The 25,303-nt window shown below is 69.9% G+C and carries 21 protein-coding genes; 14 read left to right on the forward strand and 7 right to left on the reverse strand.

Annotated elements, in window-relative coordinates; genetic code table 11:
- Positions 1 to 5: 5 nt before the first annotated feature.
- From ACFVRO_RS09680 to ACFVRO_RS09690, 3 genes are read right to left on the reverse strand one after another with little or no spacing between them, the layout of a single operon-like run.
- A complete protein-coding gene (locus ACFVRO_RS09680) occupies positions 6 to 3,467 on the reverse strand; it encodes an error-prone DNA polymerase (RefSeq protein WP_386951744.1) in 3,462 nt (1,153 codons plus the stop codon).
- On the reverse strand, positions 3,467 to 5,005 hold the full coding sequence (locus ACFVRO_RS09685) for a DNA polymerase Y family protein (protein WP_386951746.1): 1,539 nt from the start codon (positions 5,003 to 5,005) through the stop codon (positions 3,467 to 3,469). Before ACFVRO_RS09685 ends, ACFVRO_RS09680 begins: the two co-directional genes overlap by 1 nt.
- Positions 5,002 to 5,751: a hypothetical protein gene (locus tag ACFVRO_RS09690; protein ID WP_386951749.1), complete on the reverse strand. Its 750-nt coding sequence runs from the start codon at positions 5,749 to 5,751 to the stop codon at positions 5,002 to 5,004. The genes ACFVRO_RS09685 and ACFVRO_RS09690 overlap by 4 nt, the downstream gene beginning before the upstream one ends.
- A gap of 154 nt (positions 5,752 to 5,905) precedes the next feature.
- Between ACFVRO_RS09690 and ACFVRO_RS09695 the strand changes: the two genes are divergently transcribed.
- Genes ACFVRO_RS09695 through ACFVRO_RS09720 form a run of 6 tightly spaced genes read left to right on the forward strand, consistent with a single transcriptional unit; the run spans position 5,906 to position 10,276 of the window.
- Positions 5,906 to 6,409, forward strand: coding sequence for a prepilin peptidase (locus ACFVRO_RS09695; RefSeq protein WP_386951752.1), 504 nt, complete (start codon positions 5,906 to 5,908; stop codon positions 6,407 to 6,409).
- A gap of 4 nt (positions 6,410 to 6,413) precedes the next feature.
- A complete protein-coding gene (locus ACFVRO_RS09700; RefSeq protein WP_105676946.1) occupies positions 6,414 to 6,626 on the forward strand; it encodes a response regulator in 213 nt (70 codons plus the stop codon).
- Positions 6,619 to 7,251, forward strand: coding sequence for a CYTH domain-containing protein (locus ACFVRO_RS09705; RefSeq protein WP_386951755.1), 633 nt, complete (start codon positions 6,619 to 6,621; stop codon positions 7,249 to 7,251). Before ACFVRO_RS09700 ends, ACFVRO_RS09705 begins: the two co-directional genes overlap by 8 nt.
- 52 nt (positions 7,252 to 7,303) lie before the next feature.
- Positions 7,304 to 8,464 (forward strand): type III polyketide synthase, encoded by a 1,161-nt coding sequence (locus ACFVRO_RS09710; RefSeq protein ID WP_386951758.1) that lies wholly within the window; start codon positions 7,304 to 7,306, stop codon positions 8,462 to 8,464.
- Positions 8,461 to 9,177, forward strand: a complete 717-nt coding sequence (locus tag ACFVRO_RS09715) for a methyltransferase domain-containing protein (protein WP_386951760.1) — start codon at positions 8,461 to 8,463, stop codon at positions 9,175 to 9,177. Before ACFVRO_RS09710 ends, ACFVRO_RS09715 begins: the two co-directional genes overlap by 4 nt.
- Complete coding sequence (locus ACFVRO_RS09720; protein WP_386951763.1) at positions 9,170 to 10,276, forward strand: FAD-dependent oxidoreductase; 1,107 nt, start codon at positions 9,170 to 9,172, stop codon at positions 10,274 to 10,276. Before ACFVRO_RS09715 ends, ACFVRO_RS09720 begins: the two co-directional genes overlap by 8 nt.
- A 57-nt stretch (positions 10,277 to 10,333) precedes the next feature.
- Here ACFVRO_RS09720 and lpdA read toward each other — a convergent pair whose 3' ends face one another.
- Together lpdA and ACFVRO_RS09730 are read right to left on the reverse strand one after the other, a co-directional pair.
- The gene (lpdA, locus tag ACFVRO_RS09725) at positions 10,334 to 11,731 is read right to left on the reverse strand and encodes a dihydrolipoyl dehydrogenase (RefSeq protein ID WP_105676939.1); all 1,398 of its coding nucleotides are present in this window, start codon (positions 11,729 to 11,731) and stop codon (positions 10,334 to 10,336) included.
- 9 nt (positions 11,732 to 11,740) lie between these two features.
- Complete coding sequence (locus tag ACFVRO_RS09730; protein ID WP_386951766.1) at positions 11,741 to 12,373, reverse strand: copper resistance protein CopC; 633 nt, start codon at positions 12,371 to 12,373, stop codon at positions 11,741 to 11,743.
- A gap of 99 nt (positions 12,374 to 12,472) precedes the next feature.
- Between ACFVRO_RS09730 and ACFVRO_RS09735 the strand changes: the two genes are divergently transcribed.
- The 3 genes from ACFVRO_RS09735 to ACFVRO_RS09745 all read left to right on the forward strand — a co-directional run bounded on the left by ACFVRO_RS09735 (position 12,473) and on the right by ACFVRO_RS09745 (position 14,289).
- Positions 12,473 to 12,958: an FHA domain-containing protein gene (locus ACFVRO_RS09735; RefSeq protein ID WP_105676937.1), complete on the forward strand. Its 486-nt coding sequence runs from the start codon at positions 12,473 to 12,475 to the stop codon at positions 12,956 to 12,958.
- Positions 12,958 to 13,644, forward strand: a complete 687-nt coding sequence (locus ACFVRO_RS09740) for a MerR family transcriptional regulator (protein ID WP_223586247.1) — start codon at positions 12,958 to 12,960, stop codon at positions 13,642 to 13,644. The genes ACFVRO_RS09735 and ACFVRO_RS09740 overlap by 1 nt, the downstream gene beginning before the upstream one ends.
- A gap of 99 nt (positions 13,645 to 13,743) precedes the next feature.
- A complete protein-coding gene (locus tag ACFVRO_RS09745; RefSeq protein WP_105677517.1) occupies positions 13,744 to 14,289 on the forward strand; it encodes a MerR family transcriptional regulator in 546 nt (181 codons plus the stop codon).
- A 60-nt stretch (positions 14,290 to 14,349) separates the two neighbouring features.
- Here ACFVRO_RS09745 and ACFVRO_RS09750 read toward each other — a convergent pair whose 3' ends face one another.
- On the reverse strand, positions 14,350 to 15,162 hold the full coding sequence (locus tag ACFVRO_RS09750) for a ParA family protein (protein WP_386951769.1): 813 nt from the start codon (positions 15,160 to 15,162) through the stop codon (positions 14,350 to 14,352).
- Positions 15,163 to 15,255: 93 nt separating this feature from the next.
- Between ACFVRO_RS09750 and ACFVRO_RS09755 the strand changes: the two genes are divergently transcribed.
- From ACFVRO_RS09755 to ACFVRO_RS09765, 3 genes are all read left to right on the forward strand, one after another.
- The gene (locus tag ACFVRO_RS09755) at positions 15,256 to 18,663 is read left to right on the forward strand and encodes a pyruvate carboxylase (protein WP_386951772.1); all 3,408 of its coding nucleotides are present in this window, start codon (positions 15,256 to 15,258) and stop codon (positions 18,661 to 18,663) included.
- A 68-nt stretch (positions 18,664 to 18,731) separates the two neighbouring features.
- Positions 18,732 to 20,720 carry a MinD/ParA family protein gene (locus ACFVRO_RS09760; RefSeq protein WP_386951775.1) on the forward strand — a complete coding sequence of 663 codons (1,989 nt, stop codon included), beginning with the start codon at positions 18,732 to 18,734 and terminating at the stop codon, positions 20,718 to 20,720.
- Complete coding sequence (locus ACFVRO_RS09765; protein ID WP_386951778.1) at positions 20,720 to 21,211, forward strand: peptide deformylase; 492 nt, start codon at positions 20,720 to 20,722, stop codon at positions 21,209 to 21,211. Before ACFVRO_RS09760 ends, ACFVRO_RS09765 begins: the two co-directional genes overlap by 1 nt.
- A 63-nt stretch (positions 21,212 to 21,274) precedes the next feature.
- Here the strand turns inward: ACFVRO_RS09765 and ACFVRO_RS09770 are convergent, their stop codons facing one another.
- Entirely contained in the window at positions 21,275 to 23,107 is a 1,833-nt protein-coding gene (locus ACFVRO_RS09770) for an AMP-dependent synthetase/ligase (RefSeq protein ID WP_386951780.1), read from the reverse strand.
- A 128-nt stretch (positions 23,108 to 23,235) separates the two neighbouring features.
- Here ACFVRO_RS09770 and ACFVRO_RS09775 point away from each other — a divergent pair, with 128 nt between their 5' ends.
- Together ACFVRO_RS09775 and ACFVRO_RS09780 are read left to right on the forward strand one after the other, a co-directional pair.
- Entirely contained in the window at positions 23,236 to 23,934 is a 699-nt protein-coding gene (locus ACFVRO_RS09775; protein ID WP_341941871.1) for a lysophospholipid acyltransferase family protein, read from the forward strand.
- A 26-nt stretch (positions 23,935 to 23,960) separates the two neighbouring features.
- Positions 23,961 to 25,301, forward strand: coding sequence for a class II 3-deoxy-7-phosphoheptulonate synthase (locus ACFVRO_RS09780; RefSeq protein WP_105676486.1), 1,341 nt, complete (start codon positions 23,961 to 23,963; stop codon positions 25,299 to 25,301).
- Positions 25,302 to 25,303 lie beyond the last annotated feature (2 nt).

Genomic DNA, 25,303 nt, shown 5'->3' on the forward strand with positions numbered 1-25,303 from the left:
CCCGTTCACTGGAAGTCCCGCGATCGGTGGGCGAGTCCGGTCCGCAGATCCTCGAAGGCATCGGCGAGCACGTTCACGACCCCCTCAGCGGATCTCTCCAGGATGCCGCGGATGATGAGGGCGGGGGAGTCTCGGGCGATGCGCCGGTAGCGCGCCCACACGCCCCGTGAGCAGATCACGTTGACCAGCCCGTGCTCGTCCTCCAGATTGATGAAGGTCACGCCGGCGGCGGTCTCCGGACGCTGCCGGTGCGTGACGAGCCCGGCGACCTCGATCCGACGCCCGCTCTCGTGCGCCCGCAGCTGCGCAGACGTGATCACCCCGCGCTCCCTCAGCTGCACGCGGAAGTGCGTCATCGGATGGTCGTCGGTGGACACCCCCGTCGCCCAGAGATCGGCCGCGAGCTGCTCGTAGCCCGACTGGTCGGGGAACAGCGGCGGCTGCACGGCGATCGTCGTGCCGGGGAGGAAGCGCGCGCGGTCCTCGGCGGCCGCCCCGGCCAGCCAGATGGCCTCGCGTCTGGTCAGACCCAGGCAGTCGAAGGCGCCCGCGGTCGCGAGGGCCTCGAGCTGGACGGTCGTGGCATCCGTGCGGCGCACCAGGTCGTGGAGATCGCGGTAGGGGCCGTGTGCCTCTCGTTCGCCGACGATCCTCTCGGCCAACGGCGTGCCGATCCCGCGGATGCCGCCCAGGCCGAGCCGCACGGCGTAGCCGCCGTCGCGACGGTGCGCGGCCGTCTCATCGGGGGCGGTGCGGTCGAACCGGGTCTTCAGGGGCGGCTCCGCCTGGATGAGGCAGGAGTCCCGCCCGGTGGCCGCCCGGGAATCCGACAGGGCCTCCAGGGTCTCGGTCGCTCCGGACAGGTGCAGATCGGGCCTGCGCACCTCCACGCCGTGTCGACGCGCATCGCCCGTCAGCGTCGACGCCGAATAGAAGCCCATCGGCTGAGACCGCAGGAGTCCCGCCAGGAACGCGGCGGGGTAGTGCAGCTTGAGCCAGGAGCTGGCGTAGACGAGTAAAGCGAAGGAGAGGGAGTGGGACTCGGCGAAGCCGAAGTTCGAGAACGCCTGGATCTGCGCGTAGATCCGGTCGGATGCCTCCTGTGACAGTCCGTGTCGCGCCATCCCCGCGTAGAGCTGCTTCTGGATGCTGTCGATCTTCTCCAGACCGCGCTTCGACCCCATCGCCCGACGCAGCGTATCGGCCTCGTCCGCCGTGCAGTCGCCGATGATCGTCGCCATGTGGATGAGCTGCTCCTGGAAGATGGGGATGCCGAGCGTGCGCTCCAGCACCTTCTTCAGGGCGGGATGCGGATACGGGACGTGCATCGTCAGCGGCTCCTCGCCGCGCTCCTCGCGCCGTTCGTTCTCGGCATCGGTCCTGTCCTTCTCCATCTTCAGCCGGACGAACGGGTGCACGGCTCCGCCCTGGATGGGGCCGGGGCGGATGAGGGCGATCTGGATCGCGAGGTCGTAGAAGCAGCGCGGCTGCAGGCGGGGGAGCAGACCCATCTGCGCCCGCGACTCCACCTGGAAGACGCCGATGGAGTCGGCCCGGCAGAGCATGTCGTAGACCGCCGGCTCCTCCTTGGGGATCGTCTCGAGCTTCCAGACCTCGCCGGTGCTCCCCTCGATGAGGTCGAAGCAGTGCCGAAGGGCGGAGAGCATGCCCAGCCCCAGCAGGTCGAACTTCACGAGCCCCATCCAGGCCGCGGAGTCCTTGTCCCACTGGATGACGGTGCGGTTCTCCATCCGCGCGTGCTCCACGGGCACGACCTCGCCCACGGGGCGCTCGGTGAGCACCATGCCGCCGGAGTGGATGCCGAGGTGACGCGGCGCCTTCATCAGCTGGTTCGCGTAGTCGCGGACGATCTCGGGGAGGTCGGTGTCATCCTGCTCCGACAGCTGAGAACCCCAGCCGTCGACCTGGCGGGACCAGGCGTCCTGCTGGCCGGGGGAGAACCCCAGCGCCCGCGCCATGTCGCGCACCGCGTTCTTCGGCCGGTACTGGATGACGTTCGCGACCTGCGCGGCCCGATCGCGCTTGTACTCGTCGTAGACCCACTGGATGATCTCCTCCCGGCGACTGGAGTCGAAGTCCACGTCGATGTCGGGCTCCTCCTCGCGGGTGGTGGCGAGGAAGCGCTCGAAGGGGAGGTCGTAGAGGATCGGATCGACCGCAGTGATGCCCAGCAGGTAGCAGACCGCGCTCGCCGCGGCCGAGCCCCGCCCCTGGCAGAGGATGCCCAGCTCCCTCGCCTTCGCGACGATCCCGTGCACGATGAGGAAGTACCCGGGGAAGTCCTTCTCCTCGATGACGTTCAGCTCCCGTTCGATCCGGCTGCGGCCGCCGGCGTCGAGGTTCGGATACCTCTGGGGCACGGCATCCCACACGAGCCTGCGCAGCCAGCTCATCGGGGTGTGTCCGGCCGGCACCTTCTGCGTCGGGAGGGCGGGCCGCGCGCGTCGGAGGGGGAAGGCGGATGCCGCGGCCAGCTCCAGCCCGTGCTCGATCGCCCCGGGGTAGCGCCGGAACCGGGCGGCCATCTCCGCACCGCTGCGCAGGTGGGCCCCGTCGTGAGCGGGGAGCCAGCCGTCGAGATCGTCCATGCTGCGCACCGCCCGCACGGCGGACATGGCCTCGGCGAGCCGGGCGCGGTCGGGGGACGCGTAGTGCACGTTGTTCGTCGCGACCACGGGCAGCCGCATCCGCCTGGCGAGGTCGGCGAGGGCGTCGTTGCGCCGGGTGTCCAGGGGGTCGCCGTGGTCGAAGAGCTCGACGGCGACGTGATCGCGGCCGAACAGGTCGACGAGTCGCCGCAGCGGGGTCTCGGCGTCGCCCTGCTCCAGACCTCGGCGCACGGCGCCCTTGCGGCATCCGGTCAGGATCGCCCACTCGCCGCCCGCGCGATCGGCGAGCGCGTCGAGGTCGTAGACCGGACGTCCTTTCTCTCCGCCGCGCAGCTGCGCCTGGGTGATCGCCCCGGAGAGGCGGTGGTATCCCTCCATGCCCCTGGCGAGGACGAGCAGATGCTCGCCCGCGGGATCGGCGGCTCCGCGCTGCGGTGCGGGCAGATCCAGGGACAGCTCGGCGCCGAACACGGTCTGCACCTGGACCTTCATGTGTTCGGCGACCTCGCCGAAGCGTGCGGCGCCGTAGAAGCCGTCGTGGTCGGTGATCGCGAGGGCGGAGAGGCCGAGCCGCTCCGCCTCGGCGAGGAGCTCCTCGGGGGAGGACGCGCCGTCGAGGAAGGAGTACGACGAGTGCGCGTGCAACTCGGCGTAGGGCACGGCGTCTTCGGGGCGGGGGATCTCGGTCGGGAGCATGCGCTGCCGGCGCCGGCTGACCGGACCTGCGTCCTCCCTCGTGCCCTGCGGCTCGGCGGGGGTCGGAGTGGAGAGCGGCTCCTTGCCGCTCAGGGTGCGCTCCAGCTCCGTCCAGGAGAGCGGCGGGTTGTGCCAGCCCATCAGCGGTACCTCCCCTCGGCCCACCAGCGGACGCCGGTGCGGAACACGAGCCACGCCCTGTCGCTCTCGTCGACGATCTGCAGCCGATGCCCGACCCGCCCCTGAGCGCGATCCCAGAGCCGCTCGTGCACGGGCCAGGGGCCGGCCCAGGCCTGCACCGCGGCGCCGTCGATCTGCGCGGGAGGCGCCGAGAGCGCCCCGCGCTCGTCGATGTCGACGGATGCTCCGGCGGCATCGACCACTCCGATCGGCCGCGGCGGTGCGAACACCTCGGCGGGGACCGGGTCAGGGAGGCTGCCCGGCCATGGACGCTCCGGATCCCTGGGGGCGGTGCCGCGCTCTCCCCACGGCGTGAGCACCTGACGGTCGGAGAGCCAGCGGCCCCCGGAGACCGTCGCGGTGACGACCCCCTGGTGTCCGAGCATCGTCTGCACGCGCGAGACGGCGTGGTGCAGCCGCTCGTCGGTGCCGGAACCGAACAGCCCCGGCTGATGATGGGCGGCGTCGTCGACCGCGGCGGGGATGATGCGCACCGCCACGATGCCGCCGAACGCCCTGGCCTCATCGATCGGCTCCTTCGCCTGCGCGGTCGCCAGCGCCTCCAGCTGCCAGCGCACCCTGTCGACGAGATCGGCGGCGTCGAAGCAGGTCGGATGCAGCCAGGTGCGGGAGAACACCTTCCCGTTGTCGTCGGTCAGATCGATGCGCACCTCGGTGCACACGACGGAGGCGTCGGCGAGCGCGAGCAGCACGGCATCCGCTGTCTGCCGCACCGCGAACGCCACCTGATCGGCGCCGGCCAGGGCAGGTTCGAACTCGACCGTCCGCACCAGCTCCGGGTCGGGAGGCAGCGGCGTCAGGGGGCGGGAGTCCGCGCCGGCGGCGAGGCCGTGCAGGCGCGCCCCGCGCTCGCCGAACCGGTCGCGCACCTCGAGTCCGTCGAGTGCGGCGAACGCGCCGAGGGTGCGTACGCCGAGCCTGGTCAGGAGCCCCGAGAGATGCTCGTCGCGGAGCACCTGGACGGGCAGTGGGGCGAGGAACTCCCGTGCTCTCCCCGCCGGGACGACGGCGCAGGGTTCGGCTGCCCGCGCGGCGAGCTCTGCGGTGAACGGGCCGTCGGCGATGCCGATGCGCACCTCGGGGAAGCCGGCGTCGGCGAGGATGGCGATCAGCGCGCGACCGGCTTCATCCTCTCCGCCGTGGTAGCGGGAGACGCCCCTGGCGCGGATGGCGGCGAGCCCCGGTCGCAGGATCGTCGCCCCGGGGGCGTGCCGCTCGAGGATCCGCAGCACGGGGAGGAAGGCCCGCTCGTCTGCGGCCGGGTCGTGGGGGAGCACCCGCAGCGAGGAGAGGTGGCCCTGGGCGACGCGGCGGCGCTGGCCGATGCGCACGCCGTGCTCCCGAGCCGATGCGGTGCAGACGACGACCGTGTTCGCCTGCACGAGAGCCGTGGGCGGATGCGGTGGGGCGCCGCCCAGAGCGGCGCGCAGCGGCCAGTCGGGGAACCACAGCACGATCACGCGGAGAGGAGCAGTCATCCCGCCACCGCCCAGGACGCCTCATCGGCGGGAGCATCTGCGGTCCTGTCGCGCAGGGGAGGCAGCGCGGTGAGAGAGGGGGTCGGCGACACGGTCTCGATGGCGCCGCTGCTCCCCGGCAGCCGCACCAGCACGCTCGACGGCGCGGGGCTCCGTCTGGTCTGCGCCGTCACCGTCGCCGTGCAGTCGGAGAGCAGGCCCCAGCCGGCGCCGAGCCCGTGCCAGTGCTGATCGTGGAGGCGGATGCTGCCCTCGCTCTGCGGCCAGAGGCCGAGCGCGGAGGACTCGGCGACGAGCAGCGTGGTGCCGCGGTCTCGCAGTCGAGCGCTCAGGCGTGAGACATCGGCATCGCGCACACGGGAGCCGGGCTGCACGACGATCAGCGGGACGACCTCGGCGAGGGCGGAGGTCGCGGCCAGCCAGCGATCGCCGGGAGCCGGAACGAGGATCAGTCGGGAGAGATCGATGCCGAAGGCGGATGCCGCCTCCACGCCGAGCGTCGGCATGCCGATCACCGCGCACCAGTGCCCCTTCTGCGATGCCGCACTGAGGAGGGCGAGCACGAGGGACGGGGACGGGGAGACGGTGTAGGCGCTGCCCGTCAGCAGGCCCTCCTCCGGCAGCAGGGAGGAGAGCGCGGGGTCGAGGGGGAGCAGCGGATGCTCGCTGCGGCGGCGCTGCATCCGGCTGATCTCACGGCGCAGCCGCAGCACCTCCACGGCGCGGACATCGGCGGACTGACCCATGCATCCATCCTCGAACATATATACGAATAAAACAAGGTGACGTGATGACGATAGTTCGAACGTCGGACATGACGTGCGATGCCGGAGAACAGGCGCAACCGAGGTTCTCCACAGGGGTCGGGCGCGGGTGCTCCCGCTCGCCTAGCCTTCCGTCATGGATCTCCGCACTGTGCTCGTGGTGCTCGCCCACGCGGCCCTCCTCGTCATCGCCGTCGCGCTCGCCGTGATCGACGCCCGCACGCATCGACTGCCGAACCGCATCGTGCTGCCGACCCTGGCGGGGGCCGCGCTGCTCGCGGCGACCGAGGCGCTGCTCACGGGGGAGAGCGCGGCGCTCATCCGCGCCGGGTGGGGGATGGTGATCCTCGGCGGCTTCTACGCGGCGCTGCGGATCCTCGGAAGGTCGGGGATGGGCGGCGGCGACGTGAAGCTCGCCGCCCTCATCGGCCTGGTGCTGGGGTGGCACGGCTGGACGGCGCTCGCCGCGGGGGCGGCATCCGCCTTCGTCCTCGCCGCGCTGTACGCCCTGGTGCTGATGGTGCTGCGCAGGGCGGATGGGGCCACGCGCATCGCCTTCGGTCCGTGGATGCTGCTCGGGGCGCTTCTCGGCATCGCCGTGACGTGGGCGCCCCTGCCGACGGTGACGGCGCTAGGGTGAGCACATGGCACTCGCACGACTCCACGGCGGCCCGCTGGACGGGCAGATCATCCCCCTCGGCGACGCGGACGACAAGCTGATCGTCCCCTACAGCGAGACCCAGGTGGTGTACAACCGACGGGGCGAACCGCAGAACACCGGTTCGCACGACGGCCCCACCGAGATCGACTACTGGTACGACGAGTCCCTCGAGGACATCAATCCCGCGGATGTCTGAGGCGCCGTCCGGATCCGAGCCCTCGCGCACCGTCGAGGTCGAGCGCAAGTACGACGTCGACGCGGACACGACGCTGCCCGACTGGCGGGACATCCCCGGAGTCGACGCGGTGTCGGAGGGAGAGCTGCGCGAGCTCGACGCGCGCTACCTCGACACGGCCGACGCCGCCCTCTCCCGATCCGGCGTGGCGCTGCGACGTCGCACGGGCGGGCCTGACGCGGGCTGGCACATCAAGGGACCCCGCGAGGGTGACGGTCGGCTGGAGATAGGCTGGCCGCTCGGCGAAGATGACGGCATCCCGGACGCCGTCTCCGCTGCTCTCGCACGGTGGACCACCGCGGAGCTGACACCCCTCGCGCGCATCGAGAACAGCCGCACGGCCTATCTGCTCACGGGGCCGGGCGGCGTCGTCGCCGAGTTCGTGGACGACAGGGTCAGGGCGACCGACCTCCGCCACGGAGTGCGGCGCGAGTGGCGGGAGTGGGAACTGGAACTCGGCTCCGCAGCCCCCGACGATCCCGAGGGGCGGGAGGAGCTGTTCGCCGCCGCGGAGAGGGTGATCTTCGCCGCCGGTGGTCGCGACGCGGCATCCGGCTCGAAGCTCGCGCGCGCACTGGGGTTCTGAGGGCGAGCGCAACCCCCTTCCGCGCGGACCCGGCGCGTGCTTGAGTGACAGCATGCGCCCACCCGCCAGGCTCCGTTCCCTGCAGACGATCGTCCCCGACACCCTCCTCGTGCAGGACGAGGTGCGCGACGTCTTCGCCGCCCAGCCCGACATCGGACGGCTGGCGCAGCGCATCGTCGGGGCCTCGTTCAACGGCTCCGGCATCGACACCCGCCACACGGTGATCGACGAGCTGTCGCTGACGGCCGACGTCGCCGACCCGGTGTTCTTCGATCGGGCGAGCGGGCGTCTGCTGTCCCCTGGCACCCGGGAGCGCAACGAGCGGTACGTCCGCGAGGCCTCGCGGCTGTTCGTCGAGGTCGCCCGGCGCGCCATCGCGGCCGATCCCGACATCGAGGCGGCCGACATCACCCACGTGGTCACCGTGTCCTGCACCGGCTTCCACGCGCCGGGCCCTGAGTACGAGATCGTCAGGGCGCTCGGCCTCCCCGACGGGGTGCAGCGGTACCACCTCGGCTTCATGGGCTGCTACGCGTCGATGCCGGCGTTGCGAGCGGCGAGCCAGTTCTGCGCCGCGGACCCCGAGGCGGTGGTCCTCTTGGTCAGCGTCGAGCTGTGCACGCTGCACCTGCGCTCCTCGGAGGACCCCGACACGATCGTTGCGTCGTCGCTGTTCGCAGACGGGGCCGCCGCGGGCATCGTCACCGCGCGCGACCTGCCCACGCCGGTGACGGCGCTCAGGCTCGACCGATTCCACACGGCCATCGCCCCCGAGGGGGAGAAGGACATGGCCTGGACCATCGGAGACAACGGCTTCGAGATGATCCTCTCCACCGCGGTCCCGCAGATCATCGGGGAGGCGATCATCGGCGCCCTGCGACCGCTGTATGCGGGCGAGCAGGAGCTGCTCGAGGCCTACGACGGCGGAGAGGTCTCCGAGGCCGTGCAGCACTGGGCGATCCACCCCGGAGGGCGCAGCATCCTCGACCGCGTGCAGGAGCGGCTGCACCTGAGCGATGTCCAGCTGCACCCGGCGAGAGAGGTGCTCCGGGTGAACGGCAACATGTCGAGCGCGACCGTGCTGTTCGTGCTGAGGAGCATCCTGGAGCAGGAGGACTCCCGCGACGGCGACCGCGTCGCGGCCATGGCGTTCGGACCCGGGCTCACCGCGGAGAGCGCATTGATGACGGTCGAGTCCCCCGAGGGGTCATGAGCCCCGACCTCTCGGCCAGGGCCGTCGACGCCAGGGAGCTGATGGACGACCCCGAGGCGGACCAGCGGATGCTGGAGCGCACCTATCTGCGCTTCGAGATGGTGAACCGCGTCGTCTCCGGTCCTGGAGCGCTGTACCGCCGCGACATCCGTCCGCGAGCCCGACAGCGACCTCTGCGGATACTCGACGTGGGATCCGGCGGCGGCGACCTCTGCCGCGGGCTCGCGGCCCGTCTCCGTCGCGACCGGCTGGATGCCGACATCACGGCGCTCGACGCCGACGGCAGGGCGACCCGGTGGGCGCAGGCGCATGACGGCGGCGCGGGCGTGCGGTACCGCTGCGCGCTCACGGCCGAGCTCGTGCGCGACGGCGAGGTCTTCGACGTCGTCCTGTCCAATCATCTGCTGCACCACCTCGAACCGGGCGAGCTGCAGCAGCTGCTCCGGGAGACCAGGCAGCTCGTCGGAGAGGGCGGGATCGTGGTGCACGGCGACATCGCGCGGAGCCGGACGGCCTATGCGCTGTTCGCGGCATCCACCCTGCCGTTCTCGCGGAACCTGCTCGCCGGATCGTTCATCCGCGCCGACGGTCTCACCAGCATTCGCCGCTCCTACTCACCGCGGGAGCTGGTCGCCGTCGCCCCTCCGGGGTGGCTGGTGCGTCGGCGTCTGCCTGCACGGATCGAGCTGAGATGGGAGGCGGAGGATGCCTGATCACGATGCCGTCGTGGTCGGCGCGGGTCCAGTGGGTCTCCTTGCCGCGTGCCTGCTGATCGGGCGCGGGTTCGACGTGGCGGTGCGGGAGAAGCGGGAGGGGCCGGACCCGCGCAACAGGGCGATCGGGATCCACCCGCCCGGCCTCGGCGCGCTCGATGCGGCAGGTGTCGGAGACGCGGTGCGCGCGGAGGCGCTGGCGCTCCGCGGAGGCGACGTCCTCAGCCGGGGCCGGATGCTCGCCTCCGTCGACTTCGCCGAAGGGCGGCGGGTCCTGATCCTTCCGCAGCGTCGAACCGGGGCGCTGCTCGCGGAACGGCTCGAGGGGCTCGCACCCGAGGCTCTCCGCCTCGGGTGCGCCGTGGTCGACATGCGGGAGGAGCACGACCGCGTGCGGGTCGTCACAGAGTCCGAGGGCGCCCGCGAGGAGCTCACCGCGTCGTTGGTCATCGTCGCCGACGGAGTGCGCAGCGGCCTCCGCGATGGTCTGGGGCTCTCGTGGACGCAGCGTCCGGGAGCGGCGACGTACGCCATGGCCGACGTCGTCGACCGGTCAGGAGGAGATCGCGCGCGCCTCCACTGCGAGCCGGGGGGACTGGCGGAGAGCTTCCCGCTTCCGGGCGGCAGGCGGCGATGGGTGCTGCGCGAGGACGGGCGGGGTCTCGGCGATCCTTCCGCGTTCCGGACCGCGCTCGCTCAGCGCGTCGGCGCCGAGCTGGAGGCGGATCCGGCGCCCGTCGTGTTCGAAGCCGCTCAGCACCGGGTCGACCGTGTCGTCGTCGGAGGGCGCATCGTGCTGCTCGGCGACGCCGCTCACGAGATCAGTCCGATCGGCGGCCAGGGGATGAATCTCGGCTGGATCGATGCGCAGCGTCTCGCGGCATCCGTCAGCGCCTCGGGCGCCGCCGATCTGTCGGAGTTCGCGCGGCGCGGAGTCAGAGCGGCTGCGCGGGTGCAGCGGCGAGCACGGTTCTACATGTCGATGGGCGCCCCCGCCGGCGGGATGCCCCTCCGCGTGCGGGAGGGCCTGATCCGGGCGCTCGGCGCGCCCCTGCTGCGTGAGCGCACGGCGGACATCCTGACGATGGGGCGCCTCTAGCAGACGCAGAACGGGGTGACTACGAAACCGTAGTCACCCCGTTCGATCCTGCGTCGATCAGAAGTTGATCATGTGCCCCGCGAGGCCGTGGAAGCCCTCCTGCAGCGCCTCCGACAGCGTCGGGTGGGTGTGCACGTTGCGGGCCAGCTCGAGGGCCGTGAGGTCCCACTTCTGCGCGAGGGTGAGCTCGGGAAGCAGCTCAGACACGTCGGGGCCGATCATGTGGGCGCCGATGAGCTCGAGGTGCTCGGCATCCGCGATGAGCTTGACGAAGCCGACGGGCTCGCCGAGGCCGTGGGCCTTGCCGTTGGCCATGAACGGGAAGGTCGCGACCTTGATCTCGCGGCCCTCGTCCTTCGCCTGCTGCTCCGTGAGGCCGAACGAGGCGACCTGGGGGGAGCAGAACGTGGCACGCGGCATCATGCGGTAGTCGCCGAGCGTCTGTGTCTCGGCGCCGCCGATGGTCTCGGCCGCGACGACGCCCTGCGCCTCCGCCACGTGGGCGAGCTGCAGCTTGGCGGTCACGTCGCCGATGGCGTAGATGCCCTCGACGTTGGTGCGCATGTGGTCGTCGATGTCGATCGCACCGCGCTCGGTGAGCTTCACGCCGGTGTTCTCCAGGCCGAAGCCCTCGACGTTCGGGGCGAACCCGACGGACATCAGCACCTTGCCGGCCTCGATGGAGGCCTGCTGGCCGTCCTTGCCGGTGTACGTGACGGTGACGGACGAGCCGTTGTCGACGATCGTCTCGACCTTGGTCGAGGTGAGGATGTCGACGCCGTAGTTCTTGTACTGCTTCGTGATCTCCTTCGACACGTCGGCGTCCTCGTTGGGGAGGGCGCGGTCGAGGAACTCGATGATCGTGACCTTCACGCCGTAGTTCGTCAGCACGTAGGCGAACTCCATGCCGATCGCGCCGGCGCCGACGATGACGATCGACTCGGGGAGCTCGCGGGTCATGATCTGCTCTTCGTAGGTCACGACGTTCTGGCTGAGCTGCACTCCCGGCAGCAGGCGCACCCTCGAGCCGGTCGCGATGATCACGTTGTCGAACGTGACCTCCTCGGTCGTCCCGTCGGCCTTGGCGACGGAGATCGCCTTGGGGCCGGTGAAGGTGCCGCGACCGTTGTACTCGGTCACCTTGTTCTTCTTCATCAGGAAGTGGATGCCCTTGACACGGCCCTCTGCGACCTCGCGGCTGCGGTCGAACGCCTTGCCGAAGTCGATCGTGAACTCGCCCGAGATGCCGAAGAAGTCGGCCTTGTGGTTCAGGGTGTGTGCGAGCTCCGCGTTCTTCAGGAGGGCCTTGGAGGGGATGCAGCCCACGTTGAGGCAGACACCGCCCCAGTACTTCTCCTCGATGATGGCGGTGGAGAGGCCGAGCTGCGCGCTGCGAACTGCAGCGACGTATCCGCCAGGACCTGCACCAAGGATGACGACGTCGTAGTGTGGCATGCTCCCAGCCTATCGTTCCGAGGGGGCGTCGGAGCCGGCCGGAGGACGGTTTCCACGTCGTGAAAGAAGCACGATGACGATGGCCGCGACGACGAGGACGCCGACGATCCCGAGGACCCAGAACCCGACCGGGTCCGTGCCCTCGGCGGCATCCTGCGGCCCCTGAGTCGCGACGGCCTCAGGGGTCTCCGACGGTGTCGTGGAGGCGGTGGCGGTCGGCGTGGCGGTGGGGGCCGTGACCGTGCTCGTCGTCACGGTGAAGGAGAACTCGCCCGAGGTCGGGTGGCCGTCGCTCGAGACGATCTTCCAGACGACGTGATAGACCCCGGCGTCGCCCTCGGTGGCGAGCGGCTGCGTGACGATGGCGCCGTCCACGGTCGCGGGCCCGTCGGTGACCGAGGCGCCGGCGGCATCCGTCACGACGACCTCGGTCGCGCCCTCGCCGGTGATCAGCTTCTCGCTGAAGGTGAGGGTGATCTCGCCGGGCAGCGTCTCGACCGTGCCGTCCGCGGCGGGGGATGACGCGATGAGCGCATCGTGCGCCGAGGCGGAGAGCGGCGCGAACAGCACGACGAAGGCGGTGAGCAGGGCCGCCGCCAGCGCTGCGGGAGCGAGAGGGATGCTGCGAGCTGTGGTCTTCACTGCTCCAGCCTATGAATCCTCCGTATGGGATGGCTGAGTGCACCTGCACCTCCCGGAGGCCGCCTTCGATCGGTTAGTCTGGACGATCAGGAGGGCACAGTGACAGACAACGACAGCCGACCGGCCGGCGACGCCGCGATTCACCGTTCCGGTGAGCAGAAGCACGACGTGACGCAGACGTTCGGGCACGATTCGGATCTTTCCTTCGTGCCGTTCGGCGTGGAGCTCACAGACGTGGAGCAGAGCGCCATCGCCTCCCTTCCGTCGGGATCCGCCCTGCTGCTGGTCCGCTCCGGCGCTCTCGCAGGGGCCCGCTACCTCCTCGACACCGACGTCACCACGGTCGGCCGTCACCCGGAGGCCGACATCTTCTTCGACGACGTGACCGTGTCGCGCCGTCACGCCGAGATCACCCGCACGGGGACCTCCTTCGAGATCATCGACCAGCGGTCGCTCAACGGCACCTACGTCAACGGCGAGCGGGTCGACCGCAGCCCCATCGTCGACGGCTCCGAGCTGCGCGTCGGCAAGTTCCGGCTGAACTTCTTCGCTTCACCGCTCGACCGCGTCGCGGCGAACGACTGATGGCGGCCGCTCCCGCCCGCGAACGGTCTGCGTCCGCGGGCCTGCTGAGCATCGGTCAGGTCCTCGCCCGGCTCACGCCGGAGTTCCCCGACCTGACCTCCAGCAAGCTGCGCTTCCTCGAAGTGCAGGGGATCGTCACCCCGTCCAGGACCGAGTCCGGATACCGCAAGTTCTCGACCGCCGACATCGAGCGGCTGCGCCTGGGGCTCACGCTGCAGCGCGACCACTACCTGCCGCTGAGCGTCATCCGCGAACAGCTCGACGACGCCGATGCGAGCGGCGAGGCTGCGGGAATCGTCCCGCCTCCGTCGATCACCCCCACCCCTCGGCGCTACCGCCGAGAGGAGCTGCTGGCCGCGGCGGGCGCCGGGCCCCAGCTGCTCAACGACGCGATCAGCACCGGAGTGATCACGGCGCAGGAGAACTACCCGGAGGCGACGGTCACGCTGCTGCGCAGCCTCGTGGGCCTCGACCGCCACGGCATCGAGCCGCGGCACCTCCGGTCGCTGCGACAGGGGGCCGAGCGGGAGGTCGCGCTGATCGAATCCGCGCTGTCCGCACTGCTGCGTCGCACCGATGCGGCATCGCGGGCGAAGGCGAGCGAGATGGCTCCCGAGCTCGCCGCGAAGATCGACGAAGTGCGCTCGCTCTTCGTCAAGGACGCGCTCACCAGGGTGCTTTCGTAACGAACTGATTGCGACACACCTTCGAGGTCGCACGGATGTCATTGCCGCTGCCTGGACGCTGCTCTAGCGTGGAGGTAACAGCTCCAGGGAGGACTTCAGATGAGTGCGGATGAGCGTGCAGGCGACCCGCGGTTCGTGACCGAACTCCTCTTCACCGACGGTCTTCCGGCGATGGACGACGAGGTCGGCTACCGCGGTGCGGTGGCTGCTCGCGCAGCCGGGATCACCTATCGTCAGCTGGACTACTGGGCGCGCACCGAGCTCGTGGAGCCGACCGTCCGCGGCGCCAGCGGCTCGGGTTCGCAGCGCCTCTACGGCTTCCGCGACATCCTCGTGCTCAAGCTCGTGAAGAGCCTTCTCGACACGGGCATCTCACTGCAGCAGATCCGCACCGCGGTCGAGGAGCTCCGCCGCGCCGGCATCCGCGACCTCGCGGGCACCACGCTGATGAGCGACGGCGCCTCGGTCTACCTGTGCACCTCGAACGACGAGGTCATCGACCTCGTGAGCCGCGGCCAGGGCGTGTTCGGCATCGCCGTCGGGAAGGTCCTGCGCGAGGTGGAGTCCACTCTCGTGGAGTTCGATCCCACGGCGCCCGACCCCGTCGACGAGCTCTCGGCCCGACGGTCCAAGCGCTCCGCCTGAACGTCACCGGAAACGGAAAACGCCCGCTCATCGAGCGGGCGTTTCGCGTAGCGGTGGGGATCAGGCCTGAGGGCCGGTCTCCGCGACCTGGATGCGTCCGGTGCGGATGATCCGGTCGAGCAGCTGGTCGAAGTCGGAGGCGAGCTCCTGTGCGGAGTCTCCCGGCCAGATGTGCAGGGGCTTCGCCGCACCCTGCGCCTGCTGCAGAGACGTGCGCTCCGGCAGCTGGGGCGAGAGGACCAGCGGGCCGAACATGTCGCGCAGCTCCTTGATGCGGAACTGGTGCTCGATCGACTGCGGGCGCACGCGGTTCACGACGATGCCCAGCGGCTGCAGACGGGGGGAGAGGCCTCGACGGATCTCCTCGATCGCGCGCAGGGCGCGATCCGCCGCGGCCACGGAGAACAGGCCGGGCTCGGTGACGACCATGACGCGGTCGCTCGCGGCCCACGCCGTACGGGTCAGCGCGTTCAGCGATGGAGCGCAGTCGATCAGGACGAGGTCGTAGTCGGCCTCGACGGATGCCAGCGCCTCCTCGAGCTTCCACACGTCGCGGACGCTGGGGTGCGGCCCGTCGAAGTTGATCGCCGAGGGGCTGCCGATGAGCACGTCGATCGTGCCGGGGTGCACCTTCGCCCAGCCGCTGGAGGTGATCGCCTGACGGACGACCTTCTCCTTCGGGTTCGCCAGGACGTCGGCGATGTTGAGCCGGCCGGCCACCTGGATATCCATCCCGGTGGACACGTCGGACTGCGGGTCGAGGTCGACGACGAGCGTCCGGACACCACGGGCGAAGGCCGCTGAGGCCAGGCCGAGGGTCACGGTCGTCTTGCCGACGCCTCCCTTGAGAGAGCTGACGCTGAGTACGTGCACGGACACCACGTTACCTTCCCCTAGGCTGGGGGAACACTCAGCCCCGCCCCATGCGCGTCGAAAACGCCGTGCATCGAGCTCTTAGAGGTGTGCATGTTCACGAAGATCCTTGTGGCGAACCGCGGTGAGATCGCGATCCGCGCCTTCCGTGCGGCCTTCGAGGTGGGAGCGAGGACCGTGGCGGTCTTCCCCCACGAGGACCGCGGATCCGTTCACCGGCTGAAGGCCGATGAAGCATACGAGATCGGGGAGCGCGGTCATCCGGTCAGGGCCTACCTGAACGTCGACGAGATCATCCGCGTGGCGCTGGAGGCCGGAGCGGACGCGATCTACCCGGGTTACGGTTTCCTCTCGGAGAACCCCGAGCTCGCAGAGAAGGCGGCCGCCAACGGCATCGTCTTCATCGGGCCTCCCGCGAACGTGCTCGAGATGGCGGGGAACAAGGTCGAGGCCAAGCGCCACGCGATCGAGGCGGGCGTGCCCGTCCTCCGCTCCACCGAGGCGTCGGATGACGTCGAGGCTCTCGTGGCCCAGGCCGACGGGATCGGCTTCCCGCTCTTCGCGAAGGCCGTCGCCGGCGGCGGCGGACGAGGGATGCGCCGCGTGGAGACGAAGGGTGAGCTGGCCCCCGCTCTCGCGGAGGCCATGCGCGAGGCGTCCAGTGCCTTCGGCGACCCGCGCATGTTCCTGGAGCAGGCCGTCCTGCGACCTCGCCATATCGAGGTCCAGATCCTCGCCGACAAGACCGGCGAGACCGTGCATCTCTTCGAGCGGGACTGCTCGGTGCAGCGACGTCACCAGAAGGTGGTCGAGATCGCTCCGGCCCCCAACCTCGACGACGGTGTCCGCACAGCCCTGCACGGTTATGCGGTCGCCTTCGCCCGCTCGATCGGGTACGAGAACGCCGGCACCGTCGAGTTCCTGCTGGAGACGGCGGGGGAGCGCGCGGGAGAGGTCGTCTTCATCGAGATGAACCCGCGCATCCAGGTCGAGCACACGGTCACCGAGGAGGTCACCGACGTCGACCTCGTGCAGAGCCAGATGCGGATCGCCGCGGGGGAGACCCTCGCCGACCTCGGGCTGCAGCAGGAGAACCTGCACCTGCGCGGTGCGGCCCTGCAGTGTCGGATCACCACGGAGGACCCGACCCAGGGGTTCCGGCCCGATACGGGCAAGATCACCACGTACCGGTCGCCGGGCGGTGCGGGCGTCCGTCTCGACGGCGGCACCGTGCACCAGGGCGCGCAGATCAGCCCGCACTTCGACTCGATGCTGGCGAAGCTGACCTGTCGAGGACGCGACTTCCCCGCTGCGGTCGCCCGCGCACGCCGCGCCCTCGCCGAGTTCCGCATCCGTGGCGTCTCCACCAACATCCCGTTCCTGCAGGCGCTGCTCGACGACGACGCCTTCGTGGCCGGAGACGTGAGCACGTCATTCATCGACGAACGTCCTGAGCTGCTCCGCGGACGGATCTCCAAGGACCGCGGGACGAAGATCCTGAACTGGCTGGTGGACGTCACGGTGAACAAGCCGCACGGCGCGCACCCCGGCGTCATCGATCCGGTGGCGAAGCTCCCTGCGATCGACCTCGCCACCGCGCCCGCTCCCGGATCACGGCAGCGGCTGCTCGAACTCGGACCGGAGGGGTTCGCGAAGAGCCTGCGTGCGCAGTCGGCCCTCGCCATCACCGACACGACGTTCCGCGACGCTCACCAGTCGCTGCTCGCGACGCGTGTGCGCACGAAGGACCTGGTCGCCGCTGCTCCCTACCTCGCCCGCCTGACCCCCGGACTGCTGTCGGTGGAGGCCTGGGGTGGCGCCACCTACGACGTCGCGCTGCGGTTCCTCGGCGAGGACCCGTGGGAGCGGCTCGACAAGCTGCGGGCGGCCCTGCCGAACGTCGCCATCCAGATGCTGCTGCGGGGGCGCAACACGGTCGGCTACACGCCGTACCCCACTGCGGTCACCGAGGCGTTCGTCTCGGAGGCGGCCGCCAGCGGCGTCGACATCTTCCGCATCTTCGACGCGCTCAACGACGTCGAGCAGATGCGTCCAGCGATCGAGGCCGTACGTCGGACGGGCACCGCGGTCGCGGAGGTCGCTCTCTGCTACACGGGAGATCTGCTGAACCCCGCCGAGGACCTCTACACCCTCGACTACTACCTGGCGCTCGCGGATCAGATCGTCGCTGCCGGAGCGCACATCATCGCGATCAAGGACATGGCGGGCCTGCTCCGCCCCGCAGCGGCGGCGAAGCTCGTGGCGGCTCTGCGCGAGCGCTTCGATCTGCCCGTGCACCTGCACACGCACGACACGCCAGGCGGCCAGCTTGCGACCCTGCTCGCCGCGAGCGCTGCGGGCGTCGACGCGGTGGATGCGGCATCCGCTCCGCTCTCGGGCACCACGAGCCAGCCCTCGCTCTCGTCTCTCGTCGCGGCGCTCGCGCACACCGAGCGCGACAGCGGCATCGACCTCGACGGGGTCTCCGACCTCGAGCCGTACTGGGAGGCCGTGCGCCGTCAGTACGCGCCGTTCGAGTCCGGCCTGCCCGGACCCACGGGGCGCGTGTACCACCACGAGATCCCGGGCGGCCAGCTGTCCAACCTGCGCCAGCAGGCGAAGGCTCTCGGACTCGCCGACGACTTCGAGCTGATCGAGGACATGTACGCGGCGGCCGACCGCATCCTCGGTCGCGTGCCGAAGGTGACGCCCTCCTCCAAGGTCGTCGGCGACCTCGCGCTGCACCTCGCCGCCGTCAAGGCGGATCCTGCGGACTTCGAGGCGAACCCCGAGAAGTACGACGTGCCGGACTCGGTGGTCGGATTCATGGCCGGCGAGCTGGGCGATCTTCCCGGCGGCTGGCCCGAGCCCTTCCGCACGAAGGTGCTCGCCGGGCGCGCGGTGCGCACCGGAATGACCGAGATCTCCGCCGACGACGAGGCCGCACTCGCGGGAGACAGCGCCGCGCGTCGGGAGCGACTGAACACCCTGCTGTTCCCTGCTCCGACGAAGGAGTTCGCTCAGATGCGCGAGCTCTTCGGCGATCTCTCGGTCCTCGACACGAGCGACTACCTCTACGGGCTCGTCCAGGGACAGGAGCACCTCATCGAGATCGACCGCGGCGTGCAGCTGTACGTCGGGCTCGAGGCGATCGGCGAGGCGGATGACAAGGGCATGCGCACGGTCATGACCACCCTGAACGGGCAGCTGCGCCCGGTGTTCGTGCGCGATCGCTCGATCGTCGTCGACGCCCATGAGGTCGAGAAGGCCGACACCTCCGTACCCGGTCAGGTGGCGGCGCCGTTCTCCGGCGTGGTCACCCTGAAGGTCGAGGTCGGGTCCGCCGTCAGGGCAGGGGAGCCCGTCGCCTCGATCGAGGCGATGAAGATGGAAGCCGCGATCACGGCACCGGTCGACGGGGTCATCGAGCGCCTCGCGATCGGAGAGACGCAGCAGGTGGACGCAGGAGATCTTTTGGTCGTGATCCGCCCCGCGCACTAATCTTGTGCGGGCGAGGGCCGCGCACGCACGTGACGCACCCGAGGCCCGCACAAGCTTGGAGTGACATCGTGACCGTGAAAAAGGGGTCCACCCCGAAAGACGAAGAGTCGAGAGGAGTGCTCGACGAAGCCGCGTCCCTGGACACGTCCGGAATCGGCATCCTCGGCGGCACGGCCCAGGTGAACGTGATCCTTCCGCAGGCGGACGATGACGATCTCGCCGACGACGACGGCGTCGTCGACGGCGAGGTCGTCGATCTGATCATCGACGACGAACCGGTCTTCGATCGCACAGCGTTCGTCGAGAACGAGATTGCGCCCGAGGCGGATGCCGTCATCGAGTCGATCGTCATCGAGCTGCCCGCGGACGCGGAGATGCCGTCGACCGTGCCGTCCGCGGAGGCGGTGGAGGTGCCGGCGTCGTCTGCCGGGACCGTCGAGGAGTCCGCGCCCGAGGCCGTGCTGCCCGAGACTCTCGAATCCGAGTCTCTCGGATCCGAGGTCGTCGAGTCGGAAGTCGTCGAGTCGGAGCCCGTCGAGGCCACCGACGCCGAGGTCGAGATCACAGCGGCCGATCGCATCGCAGCGGCCGATCACATCGAGGTCGACGAGCCCGCGGTCGCCGAGAGCGCAGCCGCGGTGGTCTCGGCTGAGGCTGAGGCTGAGGCTGAGGCTGAGGCTGAGGCTGAGGCTGAGGCTGAGGCTGAGGCTGCGCCCACGACTGAGCCCGAACCTGAACTCGCAGCTGAGCCCGAGCCGGAAGCCGTGACTGAGCCGGAAGCCGTGACTGAGCCCGAGACTGCGACCGAGACTGCGACCGAGACCGAGACCGAGACCGAGACCGAGACCGGGACGGAGCCGGAGCCTGAGCCCGAGCCCGAAGACGTCGTCGCTGCCGAGGCGGCAGCGGCCGCTGCCTTCATCGCGCGGGCGAAGGCCGATCTCGAGGCCAAGGCGACGGCTCTCGCCCCTTCGCCGTCTGCCGCATCCCGAAAGGAGATCCCCGTCGTGAACGATGCGAAGGAGAAGTCCGTGGCGACGCAGCCCACCCGTGCGTCGCGCACAGAGGTGGCGCTCTCGTCGAAGCGCCTCGACGATCTGGGGGAGGCCTCGCGCGAGAGCGCCGATCTGCTCACCGCCGACCGTCTGCTCGACCCGAGCCGCGTCACCAGGCCGGAGCCGGAGGGCGCGTGGAGCCACTTCCTCTACACGGTCTCCGGGCGTCGCATCAACATCGGCGACGGCCGGCGTGCTCGCGAGCGAAAGGCGCTCAGCGCGAGGATCGCGGCCCCGCTGTCCGGCGGCGCGCGCTTCGTGCCCGTTCTGTCGCGCAAGGGCGGCGTCGGCAAGACGACGATCACCGCGCTCCTGGGGATGGCGCTCGCGGATGCTCGCGAGGACAGGGTCATCGCGGTCGACGCCAATCCCGACAGGGGCACTCTCGCCGATCGCGTCGTGCGGTCGGCCCACAGCCGGACGGTGCGCGATCTCGTGCGCATCCACGATGACGTGAAGGGCTACCACGACATCTCCTCGATCGTCGCACGCGACGCCACCCGTCTCGATGTGCTGGCCTCGGATTCCGACCCCCGCATCGCGGAGGCGTTCAGCGACAGCGACTACCGCGATGTCGCAGGAGTCGCGGCGCACTACTACTCCCTCGTCCTCACGGACACGGGCACGGGCATCGTCCACTCGGTGATGTCGGCGACGCTCGACCTCGCCGACCAGGTCGTGATCGTGTCGGGTCTCAGCGTCGACGAGGCGCGGTTGGCGTCCGAGACGCTGACCTGGCTGGAGACCAACGGATACGCGGAGCAGGCACGGGAGGCCATCGTGGTGCTCAACCAGTCCACGCCCGGTGCTCCGCTGGTGCGCCTGAACGAACTCGAGGCGCACTTCCGCACCAGGGCCAAGAAGGTCGTCCGGGTGCCGTACGATTCCCAGATCGCGGGAGGCGGCACGATCGTCTTCGCGAACCTGCAGCCGGAGACCCGGGTCGCGGCGCGAGAGCTCGCGGCGCTGCTGGTCGAGGGCCTCCGGGCGAAGGCCGCCTGATGGCCGTCCGTGAGATCCGCGTGTTCGGCGACCCCGTGCTGCGCACCGTGTGTGCGCCGATCGGGGAAATCGACGACGGCGTGCGCGCCCTGGTGACCGATCTGGTGGAGACCGTGGAGCTGCCAGGACGGGCGGGCGTCGCCGCGCCGCAGATCGGCGTCGCGCTGCGCGCCTTCAGCTACAACATCGACGGCGACATCGGCTACGTGTTGAACCCGGTGCTGACGGAGGTCCGCGGTGAGGCCGTGCCGACCGGCGAGGGCTGCCTCTCGGTGCCAGGGCTCTGGCACGACGCTCTGCGGCATCCGTGGGCCCGTGTGGAGGGCATCGATCTCGACGGCAACCTCGTGGTACTGGAGGGCGACGGTCTGCTGGCCCAGGCCCTGCAGCACGAGACGGATCACCTCGACGGCAAGCTGTACCTGACCCGCCTCGATCCGGAGACCCGCAAGGTCGCCATGCGCGAGGTGCGCGAGAGCTCCTGGTTCTGACCGGTCATGCAGAAGGGCCCCGCCTCGGCGGGGCCCTTCTGCATGACCGTGGTGGATCCGAGCTCAGCCGCCGATCGCGACGTTCGTGGTGGCGACAGGCTCGTCGTAGATCGCCGAGATCTCGTCGGCGAAGTCGCTCATGATGACATTCCGCTTGATGGAGAGCTTGGGCGTGAGGTGGCCCGATGCCTCAGTCCACTCGCTGTCGAGGATCGTGAACTTGCGGATCGACTCCGCGCGGGAGACGCGGGTGTTCGCGGCATCCACCGCCTTCTGCACCTCGGCGCGCACGGCGGCGTTCGTCGACGCCTCCGCGAGGGACATGTCGGCCGGGAGCCCGTTGTTGCCCAGCCAGGTCGGGAGCATCTCGGGATCCAGCGTGATGAGGGCGGAGATGAACGGCTTCTGATCGCCCACGACGACCACCTGACCGATGATCGGGTTCGCGCGGATCGGGTCCTCGAGCGCGGCGGGGGCGACGTTCTTGCCGCCCGCCGTCACGATGATCTCCTTCTTACGACCCGTGATGGTGAGGAAGCCCTCTGCGTCGAAGGTGCCGATGTCGCCGGTGCGGAACCAGCCGCCCTCGCTGAACGCGTCGGCGGTCGCCTGCGGGTTGTTCCAGTACTCCTTGTACACGTTGATGCCGCGGACCTCGATCTCGCCGTCCTCGGCGAGACGGATGCCGACGCCGGGGAGCGCGGGGCCCACCGTGCCGATCTTCGACTTGTCCGCGAGGTTGACCGTGGCGGGCGCCGTGGTCTCGGTCAGGCCGTAGCCCTCAAGGATCACCACGCCGAGGCTGTGGAAGAAGTGGCCGAGACGCGCGCCGAGGGGGGCGGAGCCGGACACGGCGTAGACGACGTTGCCGCCCATGGCCTCGCGCAGCTTGCTGTAGACGAGCTTGTTGAAGAGTGCGAACTTCAGGCGCATGCCGAACGGGATCGGCTTGCCGGCCTCGAGGAGCTTCGAGTGCTCGATCGCGACCTCTGCGGCGGCGCGGAAGATCTTGCCCTTGCCGCCGGCCTCGGCCTTCTGCTCCGCCGAGTTGTAGACCTTCTCGAACACGCGGGGCACCGCGAGGAGGAAGGTCGGCTTGAAGGATCCGAGCGCCGGCAGCAGCTGCCGGGTGTCGGGCTGGTGGCCGGTGCGGACGCCGGCGTGCACGTCGAGGATCGAGATGAAGCGCGCGAACACGTGCGCCGTGGTGATGAACAGCAGCGTGGAGGCGCCGGGCGTCTGCACCACTTCGTTGAGGGACTTCGCCGCGTTGCGGGAGAGCTCGACGAAGTTGCTGTGGGTGAGGACGCAGCCCTTGGGGCGGCCGGTCGAGCCCGACGTGTAGATGAGGGTCGCGATGTCGCTGCCGACCGCGAGGTTGCGTCGACGCTCGATCTCGTCATCCGTCACCGCGGCACCCTGCGCGGTGAGGGCGTCGATCGCGCCGAGGTGCATCTGCCAGACCTCGCGGATCAGGGGGAGGTCGCCGCGGACCTCGTCGACCCGGGAGAAGTGCTCGGGGGACTCCACGAGGAGGGCGATGGCGCCGGAGTCCTCGAGGATCCACTGGATCTGCGACGGCGAGCTGGTCTCGTAGATCGGAACCATCACGGCCCCGGCGTAGAACAGCGCGAAGTCGACGAGCGTCCACTCGTACGTCGTGCGAGCGAGGAAGCCGACCTTCTCTCCCGGCTGGATGCCGGCGGCGACGAACCCCTTGGCCAGCGCGATCACGGCCGTCTGGAAGTCGGCGGCGGTGATGTCGCGCCAGCCTTCTCCGTCGGGCACGGAGAAGAGCGCGAGGTTCGGAGTGGCTTCGACGCGCTTCGCCAGGATGTCGGAGATGTTCGCATCTGGGTCGGCGGGGACGACGGCGGGGACTTCAAACTGGACCACGGCAGCTCCTTCGGTACCGGTCGGGCACGTGTTCACCCGAGTCTAAGGCATGGGACTGAATTTCATTCAGGGTGAAACTCAGTCGCCACCGTGAACGGAAGCCATCCACGGCGCTAGACTTCACCACGATGTTCTACTGGCTGATGAAGTACGTCGTGATCGGCCCTCTGGTGAAGGCGATCTTCCGACCATGGGTGGTGGGCCGAGCGAACGTGCCCGCCAGCGGCGCGGCGATCCTCGCCAGCAACCATCTGTCGTTCGCCGACTCGATCTTCCTGCCGCTCATGCTCGACAGGTCCATGTCCTTCCTCGCCAAGAGCGACTACTTCACCGGACGCGGCATCAAGGGTCGGGCGACGAAGTTCTTCATGAAGGCCACGGGTCAGCTGCCGATCGACCGGTCGGGTGGCAAGGCATCCGAGGCATCCCTCAACACGGGACTGCAGGTGCTGGGCGGCGGCGACCTCCTCGGCATCTATCCCGAGGGGACGCGCAGCCCCGACGGCAAGCTGTACCGCGGGCGCACCGGCATCGCCCGGATGGCGCTCGAGGCCAAGGTCCCCGTCGTCCCGGTGATCATGGTCGACACCGACACGGCGATGCCGATCGGCCGGCGCATCCCGCGGATCATGCGCGTGGGGATCGTCATCGGCGAGCCGCTCGACTTCTCGCGCTACGCGGGCATGGAGAACGACCGCTACATCCTCCGGTCCGTCACCGACGAGATCATGGTCGCTCTCCAGCGACTGGGGGAGCAGGAGTACGAAGACGTCTACGCGTCGACCGTCAAGGACCGCCTTCCGGCCGCTGCCACACGGCGCTCCTGAGCCTCAGCTCCCGCTAGGCTGGGGGCATGCTCCCGCACCACATCGACGCCCTTGACGCGTGGCGCTCGCTCCCGATCAAGCAGCAGCCGCAGTGGCCCGACGCAGAGCGCGTCGCCGAGGTCTCCCGCCAGATCTCGACCCTCCCTCCGCTGGTCTTCGCCGGTGAGGTCGACAACCTCCGGGATCGCCTCGCTCGCGCGGCATCCGGCCGGGCGTTCCTGCTGCAGGGTGGCGACTGCGCCGAGACGTTCGCCGGAGCGACCGCCGAGCAGATCCGCAACCGCATCAAGACGGTGCTGCAGATGGCCGTCGTGCTCACCTACGGCGCGTCGATGCCCATCGTGAAGATGGGACGCATGGCCGGGCAGTTCGCCAAGCCGCGCTCCAGCGACTCCGAGACCCGCGGCGACGTCACGCTCCCCGCCTACCGCGGCGACATCGTCAACGGCTACGACTTCACCGAGGGATCCCGTCAGGCCGACCCCGGCCGACTGCTGCAGGGGTACCACACGGCCGCGTCCACCCTGAACCTCATCCGCGCGTTCACACAGGGTGGTTTCGCCGACCTCCGCGAGGTGCACTCGTGGAACAAGGGCTTCGCGCAGAACCCGGCGAACCAGCGCTACGAGCGCATGGCCGCCGAGATCGACCGCGCGATCAAGTTCATGGAGGCCGCGGGTGCGGACTTCGACGAGCTCAAGCGCGTCGAGTTCTTCACCGGTCACGAGGGCCTGCTGATGGACTACGAGCGGCCGATGACGCGCATCGACTCCCGCACGGACACCCCGTACAACACCTCGGCGCACTTCCTCTGGATCGGCGAGCGGACCCGAGAGCTCGACGGCGCGCACGTCGACTACTTCTCGAAGATCCGCAACCCCATCGGCGTCAAGCTCGGCCCGACGACGTCGCCCGACACGGCGCTCGCGCTGATCGACAAGCTCGACCCGAACCGTGAGCCCGGTCGCCTGACCTTCATCACGCGCATGGGCGCCGGAAAGATCCGCGATGCGCTTCCGCCGCTGCTCGAGGCCGTCCGTGATTCAGGTGCGCAGCCGCTGTGGGTCACCGACCCGATGCACGGCAACGGCATCACCACGCCGACCGGGTACAAGACCCGTCGCTTCGACGACGTCGTCGACGAGGTCCGCGGATTCTTCGAGGCGCACCGCGCGGTGGGCACGTTCCCCGGAGGCATCCACGTCGAGCTGACCGGCGACGACGTCACCGAGTGCCTGGGCGGTTCCGAGCAGATCGACGAGGCAGCGCTCGGCACCCGGTACGAGAGCCTGTGCGACCCGCGTCTGAACCACATGCAGTCGCTCGAGCTCGCCTTCCTCGTGGCCGAGGAGCTCGAGAAGCGCTGACA

The sequence above is a fragment of the Microbacterium sp. NPDC057944 genome, from assembly GCF_042887445.1.
GTDB lineage: Bacteria > Actinomycetota > Actinomycetes > Actinomycetales > Microbacteriaceae > Microbacterium > Microbacterium natoriense.

Coding starts and splice junctions, on each gene's coding strand:
- ACFVRO_RS09680 (WP_386951744.1), bottom strand. CDS start 3,467: ATGGGCTGGCACAACCCGCCGCTCTCCTGGACGGAGCTGGAGCGCACC.
- ACFVRO_RS09685 (WP_386951746.1), bottom strand. CDS start 5,005: ATGACTGCTCCTCTCCGCGTGATCGTGCTGTGGTTCCCCGACTGGCCG.
- ACFVRO_RS09690 (WP_386951749.1), bottom strand. CDS start 5,751: ATGGGTCAGTCCGCCGATGTCCGCGCCGTGGAGGTGCTGCGGCTGCGC.
- ACFVRO_RS09695 (WP_386951752.1), top strand. CDS start 5,906: ATGGATCTCCGCACTGTGCTCGTGGTGCTCGCCCACGCGGCCCTCCTC.
- ACFVRO_RS09700 (WP_105676946.1), top strand. CDS start 6,414: ATGGCACTCGCACGACTCCACGGCGGCCCGCTGGACGGGCAGATCATC.
- ACFVRO_RS09705 (WP_386951755.1), top strand. CDS start 6,619: ATGTCTGAGGCGCCGTCCGGATCCGAGCCCTCGCGCACCGTCGAGGTC.
- ACFVRO_RS09710 (WP_386951758.1), top strand. CDS start 7,304: ATGCGCCCACCCGCCAGGCTCCGTTCCCTGCAGACGATCGTCCCCGAC.
- ACFVRO_RS09715 (WP_386951760.1), top strand. CDS start 8,461: ATGAGCCCCGACCTCTCGGCCAGGGCCGTCGACGCCAGGGAGCTGATG.
- ACFVRO_RS09720 (WP_386951763.1), top strand. CDS start 9,170: ATGCCTGATCACGATGCCGTCGTGGTCGGCGCGGGTCCAGTGGGTCTC.
- lpdA (WP_105676939.1), bottom strand. CDS start 11,731: ATGCCACACTACGACGTCGTCATCCTTGGTGCAGGTCCTGGCGGATAC.
- ACFVRO_RS09740 (WP_223586247.1), top strand. CDS start 12,958: ATGGCGGCCGCTCCCGCCCGCGAACGGTCTGCGTCCGCGGGCCTGCTG.
- ACFVRO_RS09745 (WP_105677517.1), top strand. CDS start 13,744: ATGAGTGCGGATGAGCGTGCAGGCGACCCGCGGTTCGTGACCGAACTC.
- ACFVRO_RS09755 (WP_386951772.1), top strand. CDS start 15,256: ATGTTCACGAAGATCCTTGTGGCGAACCGCGGTGAGATCGCGATCCGC.
- ACFVRO_RS09765 (WP_386951778.1), top strand. CDS start 20,720: ATGGCCGTCCGTGAGATCCGCGTGTTCGGCGACCCCGTGCTGCGCACC.
- ACFVRO_RS09775 (WP_341941871.1), top strand. CDS start 23,236: ATGTTCTACTGGCTGATGAAGTACGTCGTGATCGGCCCTCTGGTGAAG.
- ACFVRO_RS09780 (WP_105676486.1), top strand. CDS start 23,961: ATGCTCCCGCACCACATCGACGCCCTTGACGCGTGGCGCTCGCTCCCG.